Source organism: Inquilinus sp. KBS0705 (assembly GCA_005938025.2).
Lineage (GTDB): Bacteria > Bacteroidota > Bacteroidia > Sphingobacteriales > Sphingobacteriaceae > Mucilaginibacter.
On the sequence record VCCI02000005.1, the window covers coordinates 46,102 to 62,547 of the forward strand.

The 16,446-nt window shown below is 40.4% G+C and carries 18 protein-coding genes; all 18 read right to left on the bottom strand.

Going from position 1 to position 16,446, the window contains the following annotated elements:
* A complete protein-coding gene (locus tag FFF34_018390) occupies positions 1 to 765 on the bottom strand; it encodes an SDR family oxidoreductase (protein ID TSD62923.1) in 765 nt (254 codons plus the stop codon).
* A gap of 6 nt (positions 766 to 771) precedes the next feature.
* Positions 772 to 2,439: an altronate dehydratase gene (locus FFF34_018395; GenBank protein ID TSD62924.1), complete on the bottom strand. Its 1,668-nt coding sequence runs from the start codon at positions 2,437 to 2,439 to the stop codon at positions 772 to 774.
* A gap of 122 nt (positions 2,440 to 2,561) precedes the next feature.
* Positions 2,562 to 3,368: an OmpA family protein gene (locus tag FFF34_018400; protein ID TSD62925.1), complete on the bottom strand. Its 807-nt coding sequence runs from the start codon at positions 3,366 to 3,368 to the stop codon at positions 2,562 to 2,564.
* 18 nt (positions 3,369 to 3,386) lie between these two features.
* Positions 3,387 to 4,049, bottom strand: a complete 663-nt coding sequence (locus FFF34_018405; protein TSD62926.1) for a DUF2461 domain-containing protein — start codon at positions 4,047 to 4,049, stop codon at positions 3,387 to 3,389.
* A gap of 42 nt (positions 4,050 to 4,091) precedes the next feature.
* A complete protein-coding gene (locus FFF34_018410; GenBank protein TSD62927.1) occupies positions 4,092 to 4,373 on the bottom strand; it encodes a hypothetical protein in 282 nt (93 codons plus the stop codon).
* A 14-nt stretch (positions 4,374 to 4,387) separates the two neighbouring features.
* The gene (locus FFF34_018415) at positions 4,388 to 4,960 is read right to left on the bottom strand and encodes a DUF420 domain-containing protein (protein TSD62928.1); all 573 of its coding nucleotides are present in this window, start codon (positions 4,958 to 4,960) and stop codon (positions 4,388 to 4,390) included.
* Between the two features lie 10 nt (positions 4,961 to 4,970).
* A complete protein-coding gene (locus FFF34_018420; protein TSD62929.1) occupies positions 4,971 to 5,669 on the bottom strand; it encodes an SCO family protein in 699 nt (232 codons plus the stop codon).
* Positions 5,669 to 6,010 (bottom strand): caa(3)-type oxidase, encoded by a 342-nt coding sequence (locus tag FFF34_018425; GenBank protein ID TSD62930.1) that lies wholly within the window; start codon positions 6,008 to 6,010, stop codon positions 5,669 to 5,671. The genes FFF34_018420 and FFF34_018425 overlap by 1 nt, the downstream gene beginning before the upstream one ends.
* Positions 6,011 to 6,028: 18 nt before the next feature.
* Positions 6,029 to 6,748: a cytochrome oxidase subunit III gene (locus FFF34_018430; GenBank protein TSD62931.1), complete on the bottom strand. Its 720-nt coding sequence runs from the start codon at positions 6,746 to 6,748 to the stop codon at positions 6,029 to 6,031.
* Positions 6,749 to 6,770: 22 nt separating this feature from the next.
* The gene (locus FFF34_018435) at positions 6,771 to 7,352 is read right to left on the bottom strand and encodes a heme-copper oxidase subunit III (GenBank protein TSD63039.1); all 582 of its coding nucleotides are present in this window, start codon (positions 7,350 to 7,352) and stop codon (positions 6,771 to 6,773) included.
* Positions 7,352 to 8,215 (bottom strand): protoheme IX farnesyltransferase, encoded by an 864-nt coding sequence (cyoE, locus tag FFF34_018440; GenBank protein ID TSD62932.1) that lies wholly within the window; start codon positions 8,213 to 8,215, stop codon positions 7,352 to 7,354. Before cyoE ends, FFF34_018435 begins: the two co-directional genes overlap by 1 nt.
* Positions 8,212 to 9,273 carry a heme A synthase gene (locus tag FFF34_018445; protein TSD62933.1) on the bottom strand — a complete coding sequence of 354 codons (1,062 nt, stop codon included), beginning with the start codon at positions 9,271 to 9,273 and terminating at the stop codon, positions 8,212 to 8,214. Before FFF34_018445 ends, cyoE begins: the two co-directional genes overlap by 4 nt.
* Before the next feature lie 133 nt (positions 9,274 to 9,406).
* On the bottom strand, positions 9,407 to 11,197 hold the full coding sequence (locus FFF34_018450) for a cytochrome c oxidase subunit I (GenBank protein ID TSD62934.1): 1,791 nt from the start codon (positions 11,195 to 11,197) through the stop codon (positions 9,407 to 9,409).
* A 115-nt stretch (positions 11,198 to 11,312) separates the two neighbouring features.
* A complete protein-coding gene (locus tag FFF34_018455; GenBank protein ID TSD62935.1) occupies positions 11,313 to 12,506 on the bottom strand; it encodes a cytochrome c oxidase subunit II in 1,194 nt (397 codons plus the stop codon).
* Between the two features lie 49 nt (positions 12,507 to 12,555).
* On the bottom strand, positions 12,556 to 13,836 hold the full coding sequence (locus FFF34_018460; GenBank protein TSD62936.1) for a quinol:cytochrome C oxidoreductase: 1,281 nt from the start codon (positions 13,834 to 13,836) through the stop codon (positions 12,556 to 12,558).
* A 12-nt stretch (positions 13,837 to 13,848) separates the two neighbouring features.
* Positions 13,849 to 14,433 carry a cytochrome c gene (locus FFF34_018465; protein ID TSD62937.1) on the bottom strand — a complete coding sequence of 195 codons (585 nt, stop codon included), beginning with the start codon at positions 14,431 to 14,433 and terminating at the stop codon, positions 13,849 to 13,851.
* Positions 14,417 to 14,953 carry a DUF3341 domain-containing protein gene (locus tag FFF34_018470; protein ID TSD62938.1) on the bottom strand — a complete coding sequence of 179 codons (537 nt, stop codon included), beginning with the start codon at positions 14,951 to 14,953 and terminating at the stop codon, positions 14,417 to 14,419. Before FFF34_018470 ends, FFF34_018465 begins: the two co-directional genes overlap by 17 nt.
* A gap of 1 nt (position 14,954) precedes the next feature.
* A complete protein-coding gene (locus tag FFF34_018475; GenBank protein ID TSD62939.1) occupies positions 14,955 to 16,424 on the bottom strand; it encodes a hydrogenase in 1,470 nt (489 codons plus the stop codon).
* Positions 16,425 to 16,446 lie beyond the last annotated feature (22 nt).

Consider the following 16,446-nt stretch of genomic DNA (forward strand, 5'->3'; position numbering starts at 1 on the left):
TTAGTTATTAAGTTTTATGAAGCCGCCATCCATTGGGTAATCACAACCGGTAACAAAGCCGGCTTCGTCCGAGCACAGGTAAAGGGCCAGCGCGGCCACTTCTTCGGGCTTACCCATACGGCCAATAGGCTGACTTTTTGATAACTTTTCGAATATTTCTTCTTCCCGACCGGCATAGTTCTTTGCAATAAAGCCGTCAACAAACGGCGTGTGCACCCTTGCCGGCGATATAGTGTTGCAGCGAATGTTATCGGCCAGGTAATCGCGTGCAACTGACATGCTCATAGCCATTATTGCCCCTTTACTCATCGAGTATGCAAACCTATCTGTTATACCCACAAGGGCTGCTATGGATGCCATATTTAGTATCACCCCACTTCCGTTAGCCTTCATTAATGGGAGGGCTGCATATAAGGCGTTGTAAGCCCCTTTCACATTTACTTTGTAGATTCTATCAAGATCGGCCTCAGCGGTGTTTTCAAGGTTACCTACGTGTGCTATACCCGCGTTATTAACCAGTATATCAACCTTACCAACAGCTTTAAATACATCCAGCACCTTCTGCTGGTCGCTTACATCGGCAGTGTGGCCAAAGGCTTCGCCGCCGTTACTTTTTATCTCGTTAGCGGTATCCTGAGCCGCAGTGGCATTTAATTCTATGATATGAACAGTTGCCCCTTGTTGAGCAAACAGTACTGATATGGCTTTGCCTATACCGCTACCTCCGCCGGTTATTACCGCATGCTTATTTTTTAAACTGAACATAAGTATTTATAAAGAAACCCCTCTTTTCCAGGGAATAAAATCATCATGACCTGATAATGCAGCTTTGGGTTGTTTAACCCCACTTGCCACATCAATCACATAATCAAGCATCGCCATCGCCGATTGCTCTATGGTTTGCTCGCCTTCTATAATGGTACCGCAGTTAATATCTATAATATCGGGCATTTTGTTATACAACTTGGTATTGGTGGCTACCTTAATTACCGGTGCTATGGGGTTACCTGTAGGTGTGCCCAAGCCCGTTGTAAACAGTACCACGTTCGCGCCTGAGCCAACCTCGGCCGTTGTGCTTTCTACATCGCTGCCTGGTGTGCATAATAAGTTAAGGCCGGGTTTAGTAACCTTTTCAGGATAATCTAAAACTTCGGTTACGGGCGATGTACCACCTTTTTTTGCGGCCCCTGCAGATTTTATAGCATCGGTTATCAAACCGTCTTTTATATTGCCCGGTGATGGATTAGCGTAAAAGCCTGAACCTGACTGTTCGGCGCGTGCATTATAGGTACGCATCAGGTTCATAAATTTCATAGCCTGCTCTTCGTCCACACAGCGATCACTCAATTCCTGCTCCACACCACATAACTCCGGAAACTCCGACAGGATAACACTCCCGCCAAGACTAACCAAAATATCCGATAAATAACCTAACGCGGGGTTTGCAGATATTCCCGAAAACCCATCAGATCCTCCACATTCTAAACCAACACACAATTTTGATAATGGCGCAGGCTTGCGTTCCTGTTTATTAGCTTCTATTAACCCTGCAAATGTTTGTTTTAATGCCTCGTGCAAAAGCTTGGTTTCGGTGCCTACTTTTTGCTGCTCCAGCATTACTAATGGCTTACTAAATTTTGGGTCGCGTTTAGCTATTTCTGTTTGTAATATGCCTGCCTGCGCATTTTGGCAACCCAAACTCAAAACTGTAGCGCCTGCTACATTTGGATGGGTAATATAGCCTGCCAATAAGCCGCAAAGGGCGTTAGCATCGGTGCGGGTACCACCGCAGCCCATATCATGATTAATAAATTTTATACCGTCGATATTGGGAAACAATTTTTTGGGGGCATTGGCTGCGGGCGATAATTGCAGGTCGGCATTTAGTATTTCTTCAACCGATTTACCGGCATGGTACATTTCCACCAAATTATCTACCTCTGTTTCGTAACCACGTGGTTCGGCAAAGCCCAACTTTGCTGATAGTGCCTCTTTAAGCACGTTAATATTGCGGTTTTCGCAAAAAACCAATGGTATTACCAGCCAATAGTTTCCGGTACCTACCGAGCCATCAGCACGATGATAACCTAAAAAGGTTCTGTATTTATATTCCTCGGCTATAGAAGGGGCATGCCAGGCTGTTTTACGATCACCTAATTTAAAATCCTCAGAAGCGTGCTTCACGTTATTTACGGTAATAGCCGCTCCTTTGGCAATATCTTCGCTGGCGCGGCCAACCAAAACCCCATACATGTATATAGATGTGCCTTGCGGATATGCTGCAATAGTAAATTTATGCTTAGCCTCTACGTTGGTAGCCAAATTAAAGGTGTCACCATTAAAGTTTATGGCGTAGCCAGCAGGCAAGTCGGTTAAAGCCACCAGCACATTATCAGTAGGATGAATTTGTAAATAGGTATGTTTAGTATCGGCAGCCATAGCTTATTTGAGCCTTATTAATTGGTTTATAATTACGAATATAAAAAGCTTAAACGTATTTAAGACAATTAATAATTATACTTAAAAAAGATCCTCCTTTTTAGGGGAGGATCAGCATGCTTTTATTTAGATATTAGGTTATACAACTCGTCAAGTTTTGGGCTTAACACAATCTCTATTCTGCGGTTTTTTGAAAGCGCTTCGGGCGTCCCCGTAGTATCAATCGGCTGGAACTCGCTTTTGCCTGTTGCTGTTAACCGCTTGGGATCTATCATTTCTATCTCGGTTAAATATCTGGTTACTGATGTTGCCCTAAGTACGCTCAGATCCCAGTTATCTTTTATTTGCCCCAAGTTAATTACCTTTTTATTATCAGTATGGCCCTCAACAGCAATATTAATATCCGGCTCTTTATTTAATACTACCGCCAGTTGCTTAAGCGCCTGTTTACCCTTTTCATCTATCACAATACTACCCGACGGGAACAGCAATTTATCGGTTAGTGATACATATACTTTACCATTTTTAATGTCAACTGATAATCCGCTTTGCTGGAATCCTAATAAGGCTTTTTGCAACTTCTCTTTAAGGGCGTTGGTTGCCTCATCACGCTTTCGCAAAATTTCTTCTACTTCTTTTAATCGAGCCTCGCGCTTTTGCAGATCATCAGATAACTGACTAACCTTTGATGAACTTGCGTTTAAATTATTATTTAAAGTATTGTAGTTAGTTTTTAGCTGCGCCAATTCCTGGCGTATTTGCGCGGTATCTGACATTAGCTTGGCTACCTGGGCTTCAAGTGTGCCAGTTCGGGTTGATAGCGAGTCGCGTTCGGCTACTAAAGCCTTATACTTTTTTGGTGACAATACCACGCAGGAGTGCAATGCCAACATAAGCAGTGCCGGAAGTAAATAATACTTTAATTTCATGCTATTAGGGTTTAAGGGTTAGGCCAGGGCGTTGCGCAGAAAAACATTTATAGGATATATCCTGCTGCAAAGGGTTACGATATCCTGCGCTACATTTTTACTAAATAATTCTTTATCCTTTAGCTCGTGCCACGCAATAAAGCTTTTAAGCTTCAGCAGGTCGATGTTTTCATTATCGGCGCTGTAATCTCGTGGCAGGGTTTTAAGCTGATCTTGCTTTCTAAATTCACCAAACAGTTTTATAAACGATGGTTCATCAATTACCTTTTTTAACTCGTCGGCATTGTAATCAATCTCTTGCCGTATTTTTTTGAGTTGTTCGGCTTCGGGCATCCAGTAACCTCCGGCAATGAATGATTTCCCGGGTTGTATTTGAAAATAGTATTCGGCACCGCCAAGCTTCGGACCCATAGTAGGTATACTTATGCCAAAGTTATTTTTGTACGGAGTTTTATTTTTACTGAAACGGATATCGCGATATATGCGCATCACGCATTTTTTCGGGTCAAGGTCGGGGCTAACGGCTGGGTCTACCTTGTGTAGTTTTATAATGATATCTGCAGCCAGTTCAATTACATTCTCGCGTGCCTTATCATGTTTTTGTTTGTTAGCCTGAAACCATTCCCTGTTGTTATTTTCAACAAGCTCTTTTAAAAAGTCAAGCGTTTGCGGTTGTATCATTAAAAAAGAAGTATAACAGTTTACATGGCTAAGCCGGTTGGCTTAGTTTAAATTAAGCTTTTCGCCACCACGCATGTTTATCTCAACATTTTTACGGCGATATTTTTTATACCAAACATATCCAACTGCCGCAACTGCTATATAGGGTGCTGCTAATAAAAACAAAATACCATTATTTAAGCCGTTAGTTGCCTTGTTACCGCTTTTTGAGTTCGACTCTACTGTGGCAGTACACATTGCACATTGCGCTTTAACCGGCAAAACACTACATAGCATTAAACCAAAAGCAATAACAAAAAACAAAAATTTAAATCCCTTTTTCATAGCTCGAATTTTTATTAAAAATGGTAATAGGGCGATATCATCAAATATACGATAACTCCGGTAACTGTTACATATAACCATATAGGGAACGACCACCTTACCAATTTTTTATGCTTCTCTACCTGCATTTGTAAACCGCGGTAAAAACTCAATAATATTAACGGTAAAACACCCGCCGCCAATATAATGTGGGTAATTAAAATAAAGTAATAAATGTATCTAACAGTGCCTGCATCTATCTTCTCGCTTATAGATAATATGCCATCGCCGTCGGTATCGCCATAACGGGTTTCGGGTGCCAGGTAGTGGAACAGTATGTATGATACCAAAAACAATGACGACAGGCAAAATGCTGTAATGTTTATACGCTTATGTATGGCAATCTCGCCTTGCTTTATAAAATATAACGATGTTAAAAGCAACATACTACACACCCCATTAATAACTGCGTTTAACAAAGGTAAGTAGTGAGTAAATGACGGCAGCTCGGCAGGAGCAGGTATTATTTTACGATTTAAGATAACAACTACAGCAAACACAAAAATTGATACGGCGGCAACAAAGCGGAATATAAATTTATCGTTCATATGGTTGTTTTTAATATAAGGCTTTATCTACTTTTCGTAACTCTTCGGCAATTAATACTTTTATTTCGTCGTTAAGGCGGGTCATATCTGTTACAGATGTTCCGGAATAATACCCTCTTATACGTTTCTCGGCATCTACAAGTATCAGCTTATCGCTATAGATAAAACTGTCGCTATTCTGTTTAAGCGCATCAACCAAAAACCCTTTGCGTGCCAGGTTATAAACCGATGATGTATCGCCTGTTAAAAAAAGCCAGTTGCTATTTGGCTTAAATTGAGCAGCGTACTTTTTTAATACAGAGGGCCTGTCATGTTCAGGGTCAACCGTTATTGATAAAAAATACAGCATCTTATTTTTAGCGTATACGCTATCTATATCGCTGATATTTTTATTTACTTCACTACAAACAGTTGGGCAGCCCGTGTAAAAAAAGCTTGCTACAAATATCTTTTTATCAAAGTTTTTAAATGATACCTGTCTGCCATCCTGGTCAACCAAATTAAAGTCGCTCAGTTTATGGTATATAGTATCGGGTATATAAGTACCATGAAACTTATGCCCGGTTTTTGCAACCTCTTTAGGCCCGTAAAAAGGCAGTGGCTTATACCTGTTTTTCCCTTTTGCGGTTAGCAAATAATATAAAAATCCCGGTAGTGCTAATATCAATACCAGGATTATAATCTTTTTCAGGATGTAACCTTTTTGCATTATACCCGCAGGTCTACCCAGTAATGGCTTTCGTTTGATAATACTAATATCAACCCAATAATAAATAGTATAGGTACTATGATAGCCAGGGCCAAACCTATTCTCTCGAATTTAAGGTGCATAAAAAATGCAACTATATAAAATGCTTTTAACAGGGTTAATACAATATAAACCGGGTTAGCATAGTGTATAGGTATAATATTTTTAGGAACCAGTATTAGTGCTATAAAAAACTCAACCGCTGTTATAGCCGATAGTATTAAAGCAACTTTAACTATTCTTTTCTTGCTCATTCCTTCACCATGATCTTCATGATGAACTTCTGTTGGTTCTGATGACATATATAATCAGTTAAATTGTTAAACTAAATAAAAGAAGGTAAACACGAATACCCAAACCAGATCTACAAAGTGCCAGTAAAGGCCTACTTTTTCGATCATTAAATAGCTTCCGCGTTTTTCGTAAGTACCTAACAATACATTAACAGTGATAATGATATTGATGATAACACCGCTAAATACGTGGAAACCATGGAAACCGGTTATAGTAAAAAACAAGTTTGCAAACTGCTGGGCGTAGGTGCCATATGTACCTTCGTTACCGCCGGTAAACAAATGCTTTAGTTCTTCGGCATCGGGTATATGTCCCCACCAAAAACCTTCATGGTGCAAGTGGTTCCACTCTAATGCCTGGCAGCCTAAAAACATAAAGCCACCTATAACTGTAGCTATCATCCAGCCAATAACTTCTTTTTTGGCCATTCTATGTCCTGCTTCTACGGCTAACACCATCGTAACCGAACTTAAGATCAGGATAAACGTCATTAAACCCACAAACACAAGCGGCTGTCCGCTATCTACTATGCCGGGTATTGATTGGAAAACTTTGTCAGGCGCGGGCCAGCTGCTTGAGCTGAAACGTAAAGCGCCATAAGAGATAAGTAATGATGAAAATGTGAATGCATCCGAAAGGAGGAAAAACCACATCATCATTTTACCATACTCAACATTAAACGGCGATTTGCCTCCAGACCATGGCGTTGATTTTACTTCATCAATTGGTGATACTTGTGTACTCATTGTGTACTTAAATGTGGTTTGTTTAATATTGGTTCAAAAGTAAAAAAACATACAGATAAATCCATATAATATCGACAAAATGCCAAAAAATAGAGGACATCTGCATTCTAAATAAATTTTTAACCTGTGGTATGTTCTTATAGCTACCCCATAGGGTATTGGCTAACAGGAATAAACCGGCTAAAATGTGCAACAGGTGCATTCCTGTAAACACGTATATAAACGACTGGGAAGCATTTGGGTTAGTAAAATAGACACCCATTTTGTTTACCAGTACGTACCAGGCATACATTTGTACTATGAAAAACACGATGCCTAATAATATAGTAAGCCATAAATAAAGCCTTTGTTTTGCAAACTGTAAACCTTTAGCTGCATTTGAAGCCATGTACATAGTTATACTACTAAGTATTATTGCAGCGGTACTATACATAAATGCATCTGGCAGTTTAATACCCATGCCATGCCCTTTACCGCCTGCATATACTATAAAGCCACTTGTTAATGCCGCAAAAAACATAAACGATGTGAAAATGAATATCCACATGTTGAATTTTTTGGGGGCAAGGTTAAGCTTATCTTCTTGTTGTTGTATCTGCGCCATCATTTCACCTTTCCTATAAAATCAAACAAAAACATTAGTTGCACTATTGGCAAATAATAAAACGAGCCAAACATTAATTTACGCGCTTCTTTAATTTGCAGCGTGCGTAATAAATTAAATGCCTGGTATAAAAACACAAGGCTCATTACTAATGATACCCCACCTACATAATACCCCCCATAACCATAAAAGGTTGGCAAAAGGCTCACCGGTATCATAACAATAGCAAATATAAGGGTAATAATTGCACTTACGCGGTCTCTTTCGCCGGTTGGCAATAGCCTGAAACCTGCAAGCTTATAATCATCATCCAGCACCCAGGCAATAGCCCAAAAGTGTACAAACTGCCAAATAAATTGTATACCGAAAAGTATCAAGGCTATTTCGTCAATTTTTTCGTGTGCTGCCACATAACCTATAAGTGGCGGCAAAGCACCGGGTATAGCACCTACAAATACCGCTATTGGCGATTTGCGCTTTAGCGGTGTATATGCAAATGCATATAGTAATATCGAAAATACCGATAATAGCCCCGTTAAAATATTTAGGCTGCCTAACAGATATGTGCCTGCCATACCCATAAACAAGCTTAGCACTAAAGCCTGTCCTGTCGTCATATGTCCTGATGGGATCGGCCTATCCATGGTACGCTTCATCAGCTTATCCAGGTCCTTTTCAATTATCTCGTTAAAGCCGTTAGCTGCTGATGTAACCAGGAAACCGCCAATAATCAGCTTTACCCAATCAGTCCAAACAATTACACCGTTAGCCTTACTACCTATTAAAAAACATATAGACGCTGAAAAAACTACCAGAAAGGTTAGGCGCAACTTAATTAGCTTAGAAAAATCGCTCCACTTCATTTGCTGCCCCCCTGCACGTTAACCGATTTAAACAAATTCAATAACAAGTAAAACTGCGCACCAAATACCAGGCTGGCCAAAACAATGTGGCTTGCCTGCGCATATGGAGGCAAAGCAAAATGCGATAATAGTATACCTGTAACTATTTGCAGCATGATCATTAAAAACGAAAAGCTCATTATTTGTTGCTGTACCGAATGACGACTAAAACCCTTACGTATCAATGCATATAATACAACATTTAATACCAGCACAATTACAGCCATATCCCTATGTTGCGAAAATATATCACCTGCTTTACTTATCCATGTTTCGCGGTAGCTGCCTTCTAAATGGGTGGCTACTTCGTCAATTTTTTCCCGCACTTCGGTACCAAATGTTATTTGTAAAACGCTTAATGCTAAAACAAGCAGGGTAACTATAGCTACCAATGGTTTTACTTTTATTACATGCCGCTCTTGTACCTTTGCCATATGATAGGTAGCAATACTGATAGCTAAAATTGCCAGCGCTAATAACATGTGTACAGTAACTATCCAGGCCACTAAATTGGTTGATACCACTATTGAGCCTAACCATCCTTGAAAGCCTACCAAGATTAAATTCAGCACGCTTAAAAAAATGATGGGCTTGTTTGTTTTACGGTAACTAAACGAGTAAATCGCTGTAAGCAGTAAAAAAATGCCTGATATTACGCCAATCAGCCGGTTAATATACTCTGTCCAGGTACGTGCGCCATTGAATTCCTCTGGTATTAATATCGATCGGTCGTTACGTATACGCACTGCCAGTTGGCTATATCCAAAAACATCAAGCATTTTGGCAAATTTTTGATTCTTAGCCAGGCGCTTATCCGCATAAACCTGCTTATAGTTTACAGGTAATTCGGCAATGCTGGTGGGTGGTATATATCTGCCAAAGCATTTAGGCCAATCAGGGCAGCCCATTCCCGAACCGGTACTTCGCACCACACCGCCTGCTAATATCAATACAAATAGCAGTATAATGGTTATCAGGTTTATTTTTAGAAAACTTTTACCGGGTGCGTTTATGCTCATCTATTTATTCTAAAAAATTAGGGTACCTGTTTTGTAGTATTGAGTTCAAAGTATTAAGCCCTTAACTACGACTTGAATGCTTTAAACGCTATACTTAACAGCTACCCTAAAAGATCAGATCAGTATTGTTAAATTATTTTACTTCTTCGTTAGCCTTTTGAGTACTGGTCCATTTATTATGTGCCTCTAAACCTGTCGGATTATCTTCAAAATCGTGCGGAAGGTTCGAACTCATTGTTTGCGACAAAGGAACTGTTTGTGGGATATAATCATCCTCTGCTCCCGGCTTACTGTAATCATATGGCCAACGGTAAACTGTAGGTATCTCTCCTACCCAGTTGCCGTGGAAATGCTCAACAGGTGCTGTCCATTCAAGAGTATTAGCTTGCCAAGGATTTTGAGTTGTCTTTTTACCCCAAAATATCGAGTATACAAAGTTTATAAGGAAAGCAACTTGTGCCAATGCCGACATAATTGCTGCCCATGTAATAAATGTATTTACCGATAACCAGCGTTTCATTGATTCAAACTCGGTGAATGCATAGTAACGACGAGGCACACCATCTAAGCCCATAAAGTGCATCGGGAAGAACACCAGGTAAGCACCTATAAACGTTAACCAAAAGTGCAGGTAGCCTAATTTTTCGTTCATTAAACGGCCATACATTTTAGGGAACCAGTGATAAACACCGGCAAGCATACCGAATATTGCTGCCGAACCCATCACCAAGTGGAAGTGAGCTACCACAAAATAAGTATCGTGCAAGTTGATATCAAGCGCCGCATTACCAAGGAATATACCGGTTAAACCACCTGATATAAAGAATGATACCATACCAATAGCAAATAACATAGCCGATGTGAAACGGATATTACCACGCCACAAGGTAGCCAGCCAGTTAAATGTTTTTACTGCCGACGGTACAGCGATGATCAATGTGGTAATCATGAACACTCCTCCAAGGAATGGGTTCATACCGGTTACAAACATGTGGTGGCCCCATACTATAAATGATAATACGGTGATACCGATAAGCGAGTAAACCATCGCATGGTAACCAAAAATTGGTTTGCGCGAGTTTACCGACATTACCTCGGATGATATACCCATTGCAGGCATAATAACGATATATACCTCAGGGTGGCCCAGGAACCAGAATAAGTGCTGGAACAATATTGGGCTACCACCTTCGTAAGGTTGTACCTGCGAACCATTTAAAACAATTTCTGAAAGATAAAAGCTGGTACCGAAGCTACGGTCGAATATTAATAAAACCACACCTGCTACCAATACTGGGAATGCTAATACACCTAATACAGCAGTAAGGAACAAAGCCCAAACTGTTAAAGGCATTTTCCAAAGGTCCATACCTTTGGTACGCATGTTTAATACAGTACTTACATAGTTAATACCACCCATTAATGATGAAGCGATAAAGAATACCATGCTTATAAGCCAAAGCGTCATACCCATACCCGAGCCTGGCATAGCTTTAGGCAAAGCCGATAGTGGTGGATAAATTGTCCAACCACCGCTTGCAGGGCCTTTCTGTACCAGGAACGACGATAGCATAATAACACTGGCTGTTAAGAAGAACCAGTACGAAAGCATGTTCATGAATGGCGAAGCCATATCACGAGCACCCACTTGTAGTGGAATTAAAAGGTTAGCAAAAGTGCCGCTTAAGCCGGCTGTTAATACAAAGAACACCATGATGGTACCATGTATAGTAACCAACGACAGGTAGAAGTTTGAATCTAAACGACCACCAGGTGCAAAACGACCTAATAAAGTTTCCATTAAAGGGAATGCTTTATCAGGGTAGGCTAATTGTATTCTGAATAATATTGATAATATCATCGCGATGAAAGCCATTGTAATACCTGTTACCAGGAATTGCTTGGCAATCATTTTATGATCCATGCTAAATACGTATGTATTCAGGAAGGTTGCTTTATGATGTCCGTGATCTTCTTCGTGATGTGAAACTCCGTGATCGTGAACTGCTAATGTTGACATACTCGCTAATCTTTTTGTATTAATTGTTTAACGCTAACCTGTTTTGTTGTGTAGTACCTTTCTGAGCGGCAAATTTCAAATCCTTTTTAAGTTGATCTGTCAGATAAGGTTTTTGCTGTGATAACCATGCCTGGTATTCGGCTTCGGTAACAACGCGCACAACTTTTTTCATGTTATAATGGGCTCCACCGCATATTTTGTTGCAATAAAGCAGGTATTCAAATGTTTGGTCGTCCACCTTTGCTCTCATCTCTCTTGTTGTGATGGTTGGCGTAAATTTAAAGTAGGTAGGTAATCCCGGTACCGCGTTTAGCTGTACACGGAAATGAGGCATATACACACTATGTATAACGTCTTGCGCGTGTATGTTTAGCTTAATTGATTTACGTACAGGTATAACTAAAGTATCTGCCTGTAAATCGTCGTAGCTATATTTATCTTTAAAGTTGATACCTAATTTATTGGAAGCATTTACCAGCTTGTAGTTGGTTTGGCCTAACTTGCCATCTGCTCCGGGATAACGTAATTCCCATGCAAACTGGTGGCCGGTAACATCAACATTAATAGATGCCGGCTCACCTTTAGCATCAACCGTATTGGTTATTTGCTGCCAGGTAAAGAAACCGAATATAACCAGTATAGTTAAAACGATAGCCGGGGCAATTGTCCAAACTTTTTCAATGGTATTATTATGTGGTAAAAAGTGGCCTCTGCGTTTTTCTGAATAACGGTATCTGAATAAAAAGGTAAACAACAATATTTGGGTAATTACAAATACGATCATCGTTAATACCGTAGTTGTCCAAAACATCTCGTCTATCTTAACGCCATGTACTGATGCTGATTCGGGCAGTATCATTGCGCCTTGTACTGTAAACTCCCAATAAGCGCCGTACATACCGGCAACCAGGAATATCAAACAGCACACGCCCATTATGTTATGCCAGTTCATTGGGTTTTTACCCTGAATTTGCTGGGTAAGGTCAAATACACGCAGTATTTTACCTACTATGCCAACAACAAAGCATACTATAACAAACAACAAGATATAGTAACCTGCGGTTAGCAAGCCATTATCTGCAGGGGCATCTGTAGCTGTTGTTGCAGCAGCTGCATCTGTAGCCTGAGCAAATAACTGGCTGGTGCCCAAAAGCACAAACGCGGCTACAAGCGAAAGCATTTTTTTAGAACGTAATAAAAATTTTAATCCCATTTTATTGGTTATTTGAATTGCTGTATTCAGTTTGCAAATTTAACAATTATTATATGTGATGATGCAGGCTCTCCTCAAGGAATGGATGTTTTTTAGGTACCAGCGATTGCGCTTTGCTTAAAGCATTCAGCATCAGGAATGTAAATAAACCCGCAAATCCCAGGAAAATACCTATTTCTTCTACACCAAAACCTCTTCCTTCAGTACCTACCGTGCCCGGCATCACCATCAGGTAATAATCAAGCCAGTGGCCGGCTATTAATAATATACAGGTCCACATCATGCGGTTTGTTAAACGCTTGGCGTCACGAGACATCAGTAATAACAATGGTGCTAAAAAGTTCATGGCAATGTTTAACCAAAACCAGAATTTATATTGAGGCTCCCATCTTACATAGAAATAAACCGACTCCTCGGGAATGTTGGCATACCAGGTAAGGAAGAATTGGGCAAACCATACATACGTCCAAAATATAGAGAAACCAAATATTAGTTTGCCTAAGCTGTGTACGTGGTTTTCAGATGTCCATGAGAAGTAACCCTTTTTTTGCAGCAATATAAGTGTCAAGGCAATAATTGCTAAACCGCTTACGTGCATAGCTGCTAAATTATACCAACCAAACATGGTCGAGAACCAATGAGCTTCTAACGACATGATCACACCAAACGCAAATATTGGGAAAGTGAAACCAAATATTACCAGAAATATACAAGACAGTTTAAAGCTTTTGTCGTAGTTAGACATACCACCTAAATTGTCTTCATCTTCTGAGCATTTTGCAAGTTTAATTCCAAAATAGCTGTAAGCGCCCAGCAGTATAACCAACATCGCATAAAAGAATTTGATGTTTAAGAACGGCGCTTTACCGGCTATTATAGCATCAAAATTTTCGCTGCCTACTGTTGTTAAACCATGTGTTGCCCAGTGTGCGTATAAATAAGGTACAACTTCTTTGCGGCCGTTTTCAAGCACCTCGTGTGTTTGAAATAAACCTGCGGTTACTACTACTAATAAAATAACGCTTGCAACAGGTAAGGTTTTAGCAAATGCCTGCGGTATGCGTATAAAAGCTACAGACCAGCCTGCTTGTGCAACGTATTGGTAAGCGCAAAAGAATACGCCCGCAGTGCAAATACACACAAAGTAGTACGACATTAGCAACAAGTTACTATATGTGCGTTGTATATGTTCGTTAGCTATATGTTCGCCGCCCTTGTAAATAAATCCAAAAGCTATGGCCAATACACCAATTATAATAGCAACCAAACTCCAGGTTTTGGCGCTACCGGCGAATTCAAATCTTTCTTCGAAACTATTATGAGTCTTCATTAAAATTAATTCTTATAAATTTTGTAAATGGTGTACATACATAACTATTTTCCAACGATCCTCAGGCGCAATTTGCGAAGCGTATGAACCCATCGCGTTAACACCGTAAGTTATGGTATGATATATTTTACCATCTGTCAGATCTTTCATAGCACCACCACGAGACGATTGGCCTTTTGAATACGACGGCGGCGGCGGATAACCATGCTGAACCACTAAACCGTCACCCTGCCCGGTAACACCGTGGCACGGCGAGCAAAAAGTTGTAAATAACTTTTTACCTTCTGCTAAATGATTTGGCGTTTGCGAAATAAGGCTGGTTACTTCAAGGCTTGCTTTTTCGTAACCTTCTTTTGTGTTAGGATAATCAAAGCGCTTAAAACCAATTGGTATAGTACCTGCAGGTGGCACCTGAGCCGTTTTGCCATCTTTAAAATTCGGATTTGGCTGATCCGGATCGTATGCGGTATGTTCGTACATATTGGGGGCATATTCCCAGCCGGTACTGCGTTTATCTTTGCACGATGTAATTACAAGCGATGCAGCGATAACTATAGCCGTTGTGCCCAATATTCTAAATTTATTCATAGCTAACATATTTTCTATCGTTATGCTTTACTTCTACTGCTCCTGCTTCTTTTAATAAATTGGTTATTTCGTCGTGTGGTATATTGCCTTTTGCATTAATAGCAATAACAAAACGGTCATCTGTTGCACGCAGGTCCATTACACGTGGCGCACGGCCCGGAAAAAGGTGCGTAGCGGCAAAAAATGTAAACGTCATACCAAACGCTGTAAATAATATAGTCCACTCAAATGTAAATGGTACAAAGTTGGGTATTGCAAAACTTGGTTTACCACCTACGTTCATCGGCCAATCGTGTACCAGTGTATAATACACTATGCTGAAAATTACCGAAGCACCAAGGCAGCCAAAGCAAAATGCCGCGTAACCTAATCTTGATTCTTTAACACCTAATTTATCTTCGATACCGTGGATAGGCATCGGTGTATACACGTCATAAATCGGAACGCTGCTTTTTTGCAACTTCTCAATCCCGTGCATCATATCATCAGGATCGTCAAATAGGCCTAATATAAATTTTGTCTTGCTCATTTTATTTTTCGTAATCAGCCATGTCAACGCTGTCGTACTTAACTAATGATTCTTTGTAATACTGAACCTCGTCAGGGTTTAAATGGCCTTCGTCTATCAGTTTCTTCTTAGCCTGCTCACTTGATGTTTTCAGCAATAATTTAACCTCGGCCATTGCAACCGATGGTAATACTCTAAGAAATAACAGGAACATGGTAAAGAATAAACCTATTGAGCCAATAAATACGCTTACATCTACCCAGGTAGGATAAAACATTGCCCAGCTTGAGGGGATGTAATCGCGGTGTAGCGAGGTAACGATAATTACAAAACGCTCAAACCACATACCAATGTTAACGATGATTGACAGGAACCATGAAAACTTGATGCTGGTACGTAATTTTTTAGACCAGAACAACTGTGGTGATATCACGTTACATGACATCATGCTCCAGTATGCCCACCAGTATGGCCCGGTTGCACGGTTAATAAAAGCGTATTGCTCGTATTCAACCTGCGAGTACCATGCTATAAAGAACTCAGTGATATAAGCCACTCCCACAATTGAACCTGTAAGCATGATGATCTTATTCATCGACTCGATGTGGAACATGGTGATGTAATTCTCTAATCCTAATACCTTACGGGTAACCAATAATAAGGTTTGCACCATGGCAAAACCCGAGAATATAGCTCCTGCCACAAAGTATGGAGGGAATATGGTAGTGTGCCATCCAGGCTCCAATGATGTAGCAAAGTCAAATGATACAATGGTGTGTACCGAAAGTACCAGTGGTGTAGATATACCTGCTAATATCAGCGATACAGTTTCAAAACGTTGCCAGGTTTTTACCGAACCTGTCCAACCGAATGATAGTATAGAGTATATACGGCGGCGTAAACCTACAGCACGGTCACGTATTGATGCGATATCAGGCAATAAACCTGTATACCAGAATACTAATGATACCGAGAAGTAAGTTGAGATAGCGAACACGTCCATCATCAGTGCCGAGTTCCAGTTTACCCATAACGAGCCGTACTGGTTTGGCAATGGCAAAGTAAAGTAAGCTAACCATGGGCGGCCCATGTGCGCTACAATGTAGGTAGCCGCGCAAATTACCGCAAAAATGGTCATCGCCTCGGCAGAACGGTTAATGGAATTTCGCCAGTTTTGACGGAATATTAACAGTACCGCAGATATAAGCGTACCCGCGTGGCCAATACCTACCCACCACACGAAACCGGTGATGTCCCAGGCCCAGCCTACTGTTTTATTTAACCCCCATGCTCCTAAACCAAACCAAAAGGTGTAGCTGATAGAAACAACCCAAAGCAAAGCGCCTAATGATGATACGGTAAAACCTATCCACCACGCTTTATTTGGTTTATTTTCAACAGGGCGCAATACGTCGTTAGTAATTTGAGCATAGGTAATATCCTTGCCGGTTATTAACGGTTCCCTGATTATTGATTCACTGTGAGATGCCATATTTTATATATCTCTTGTATAA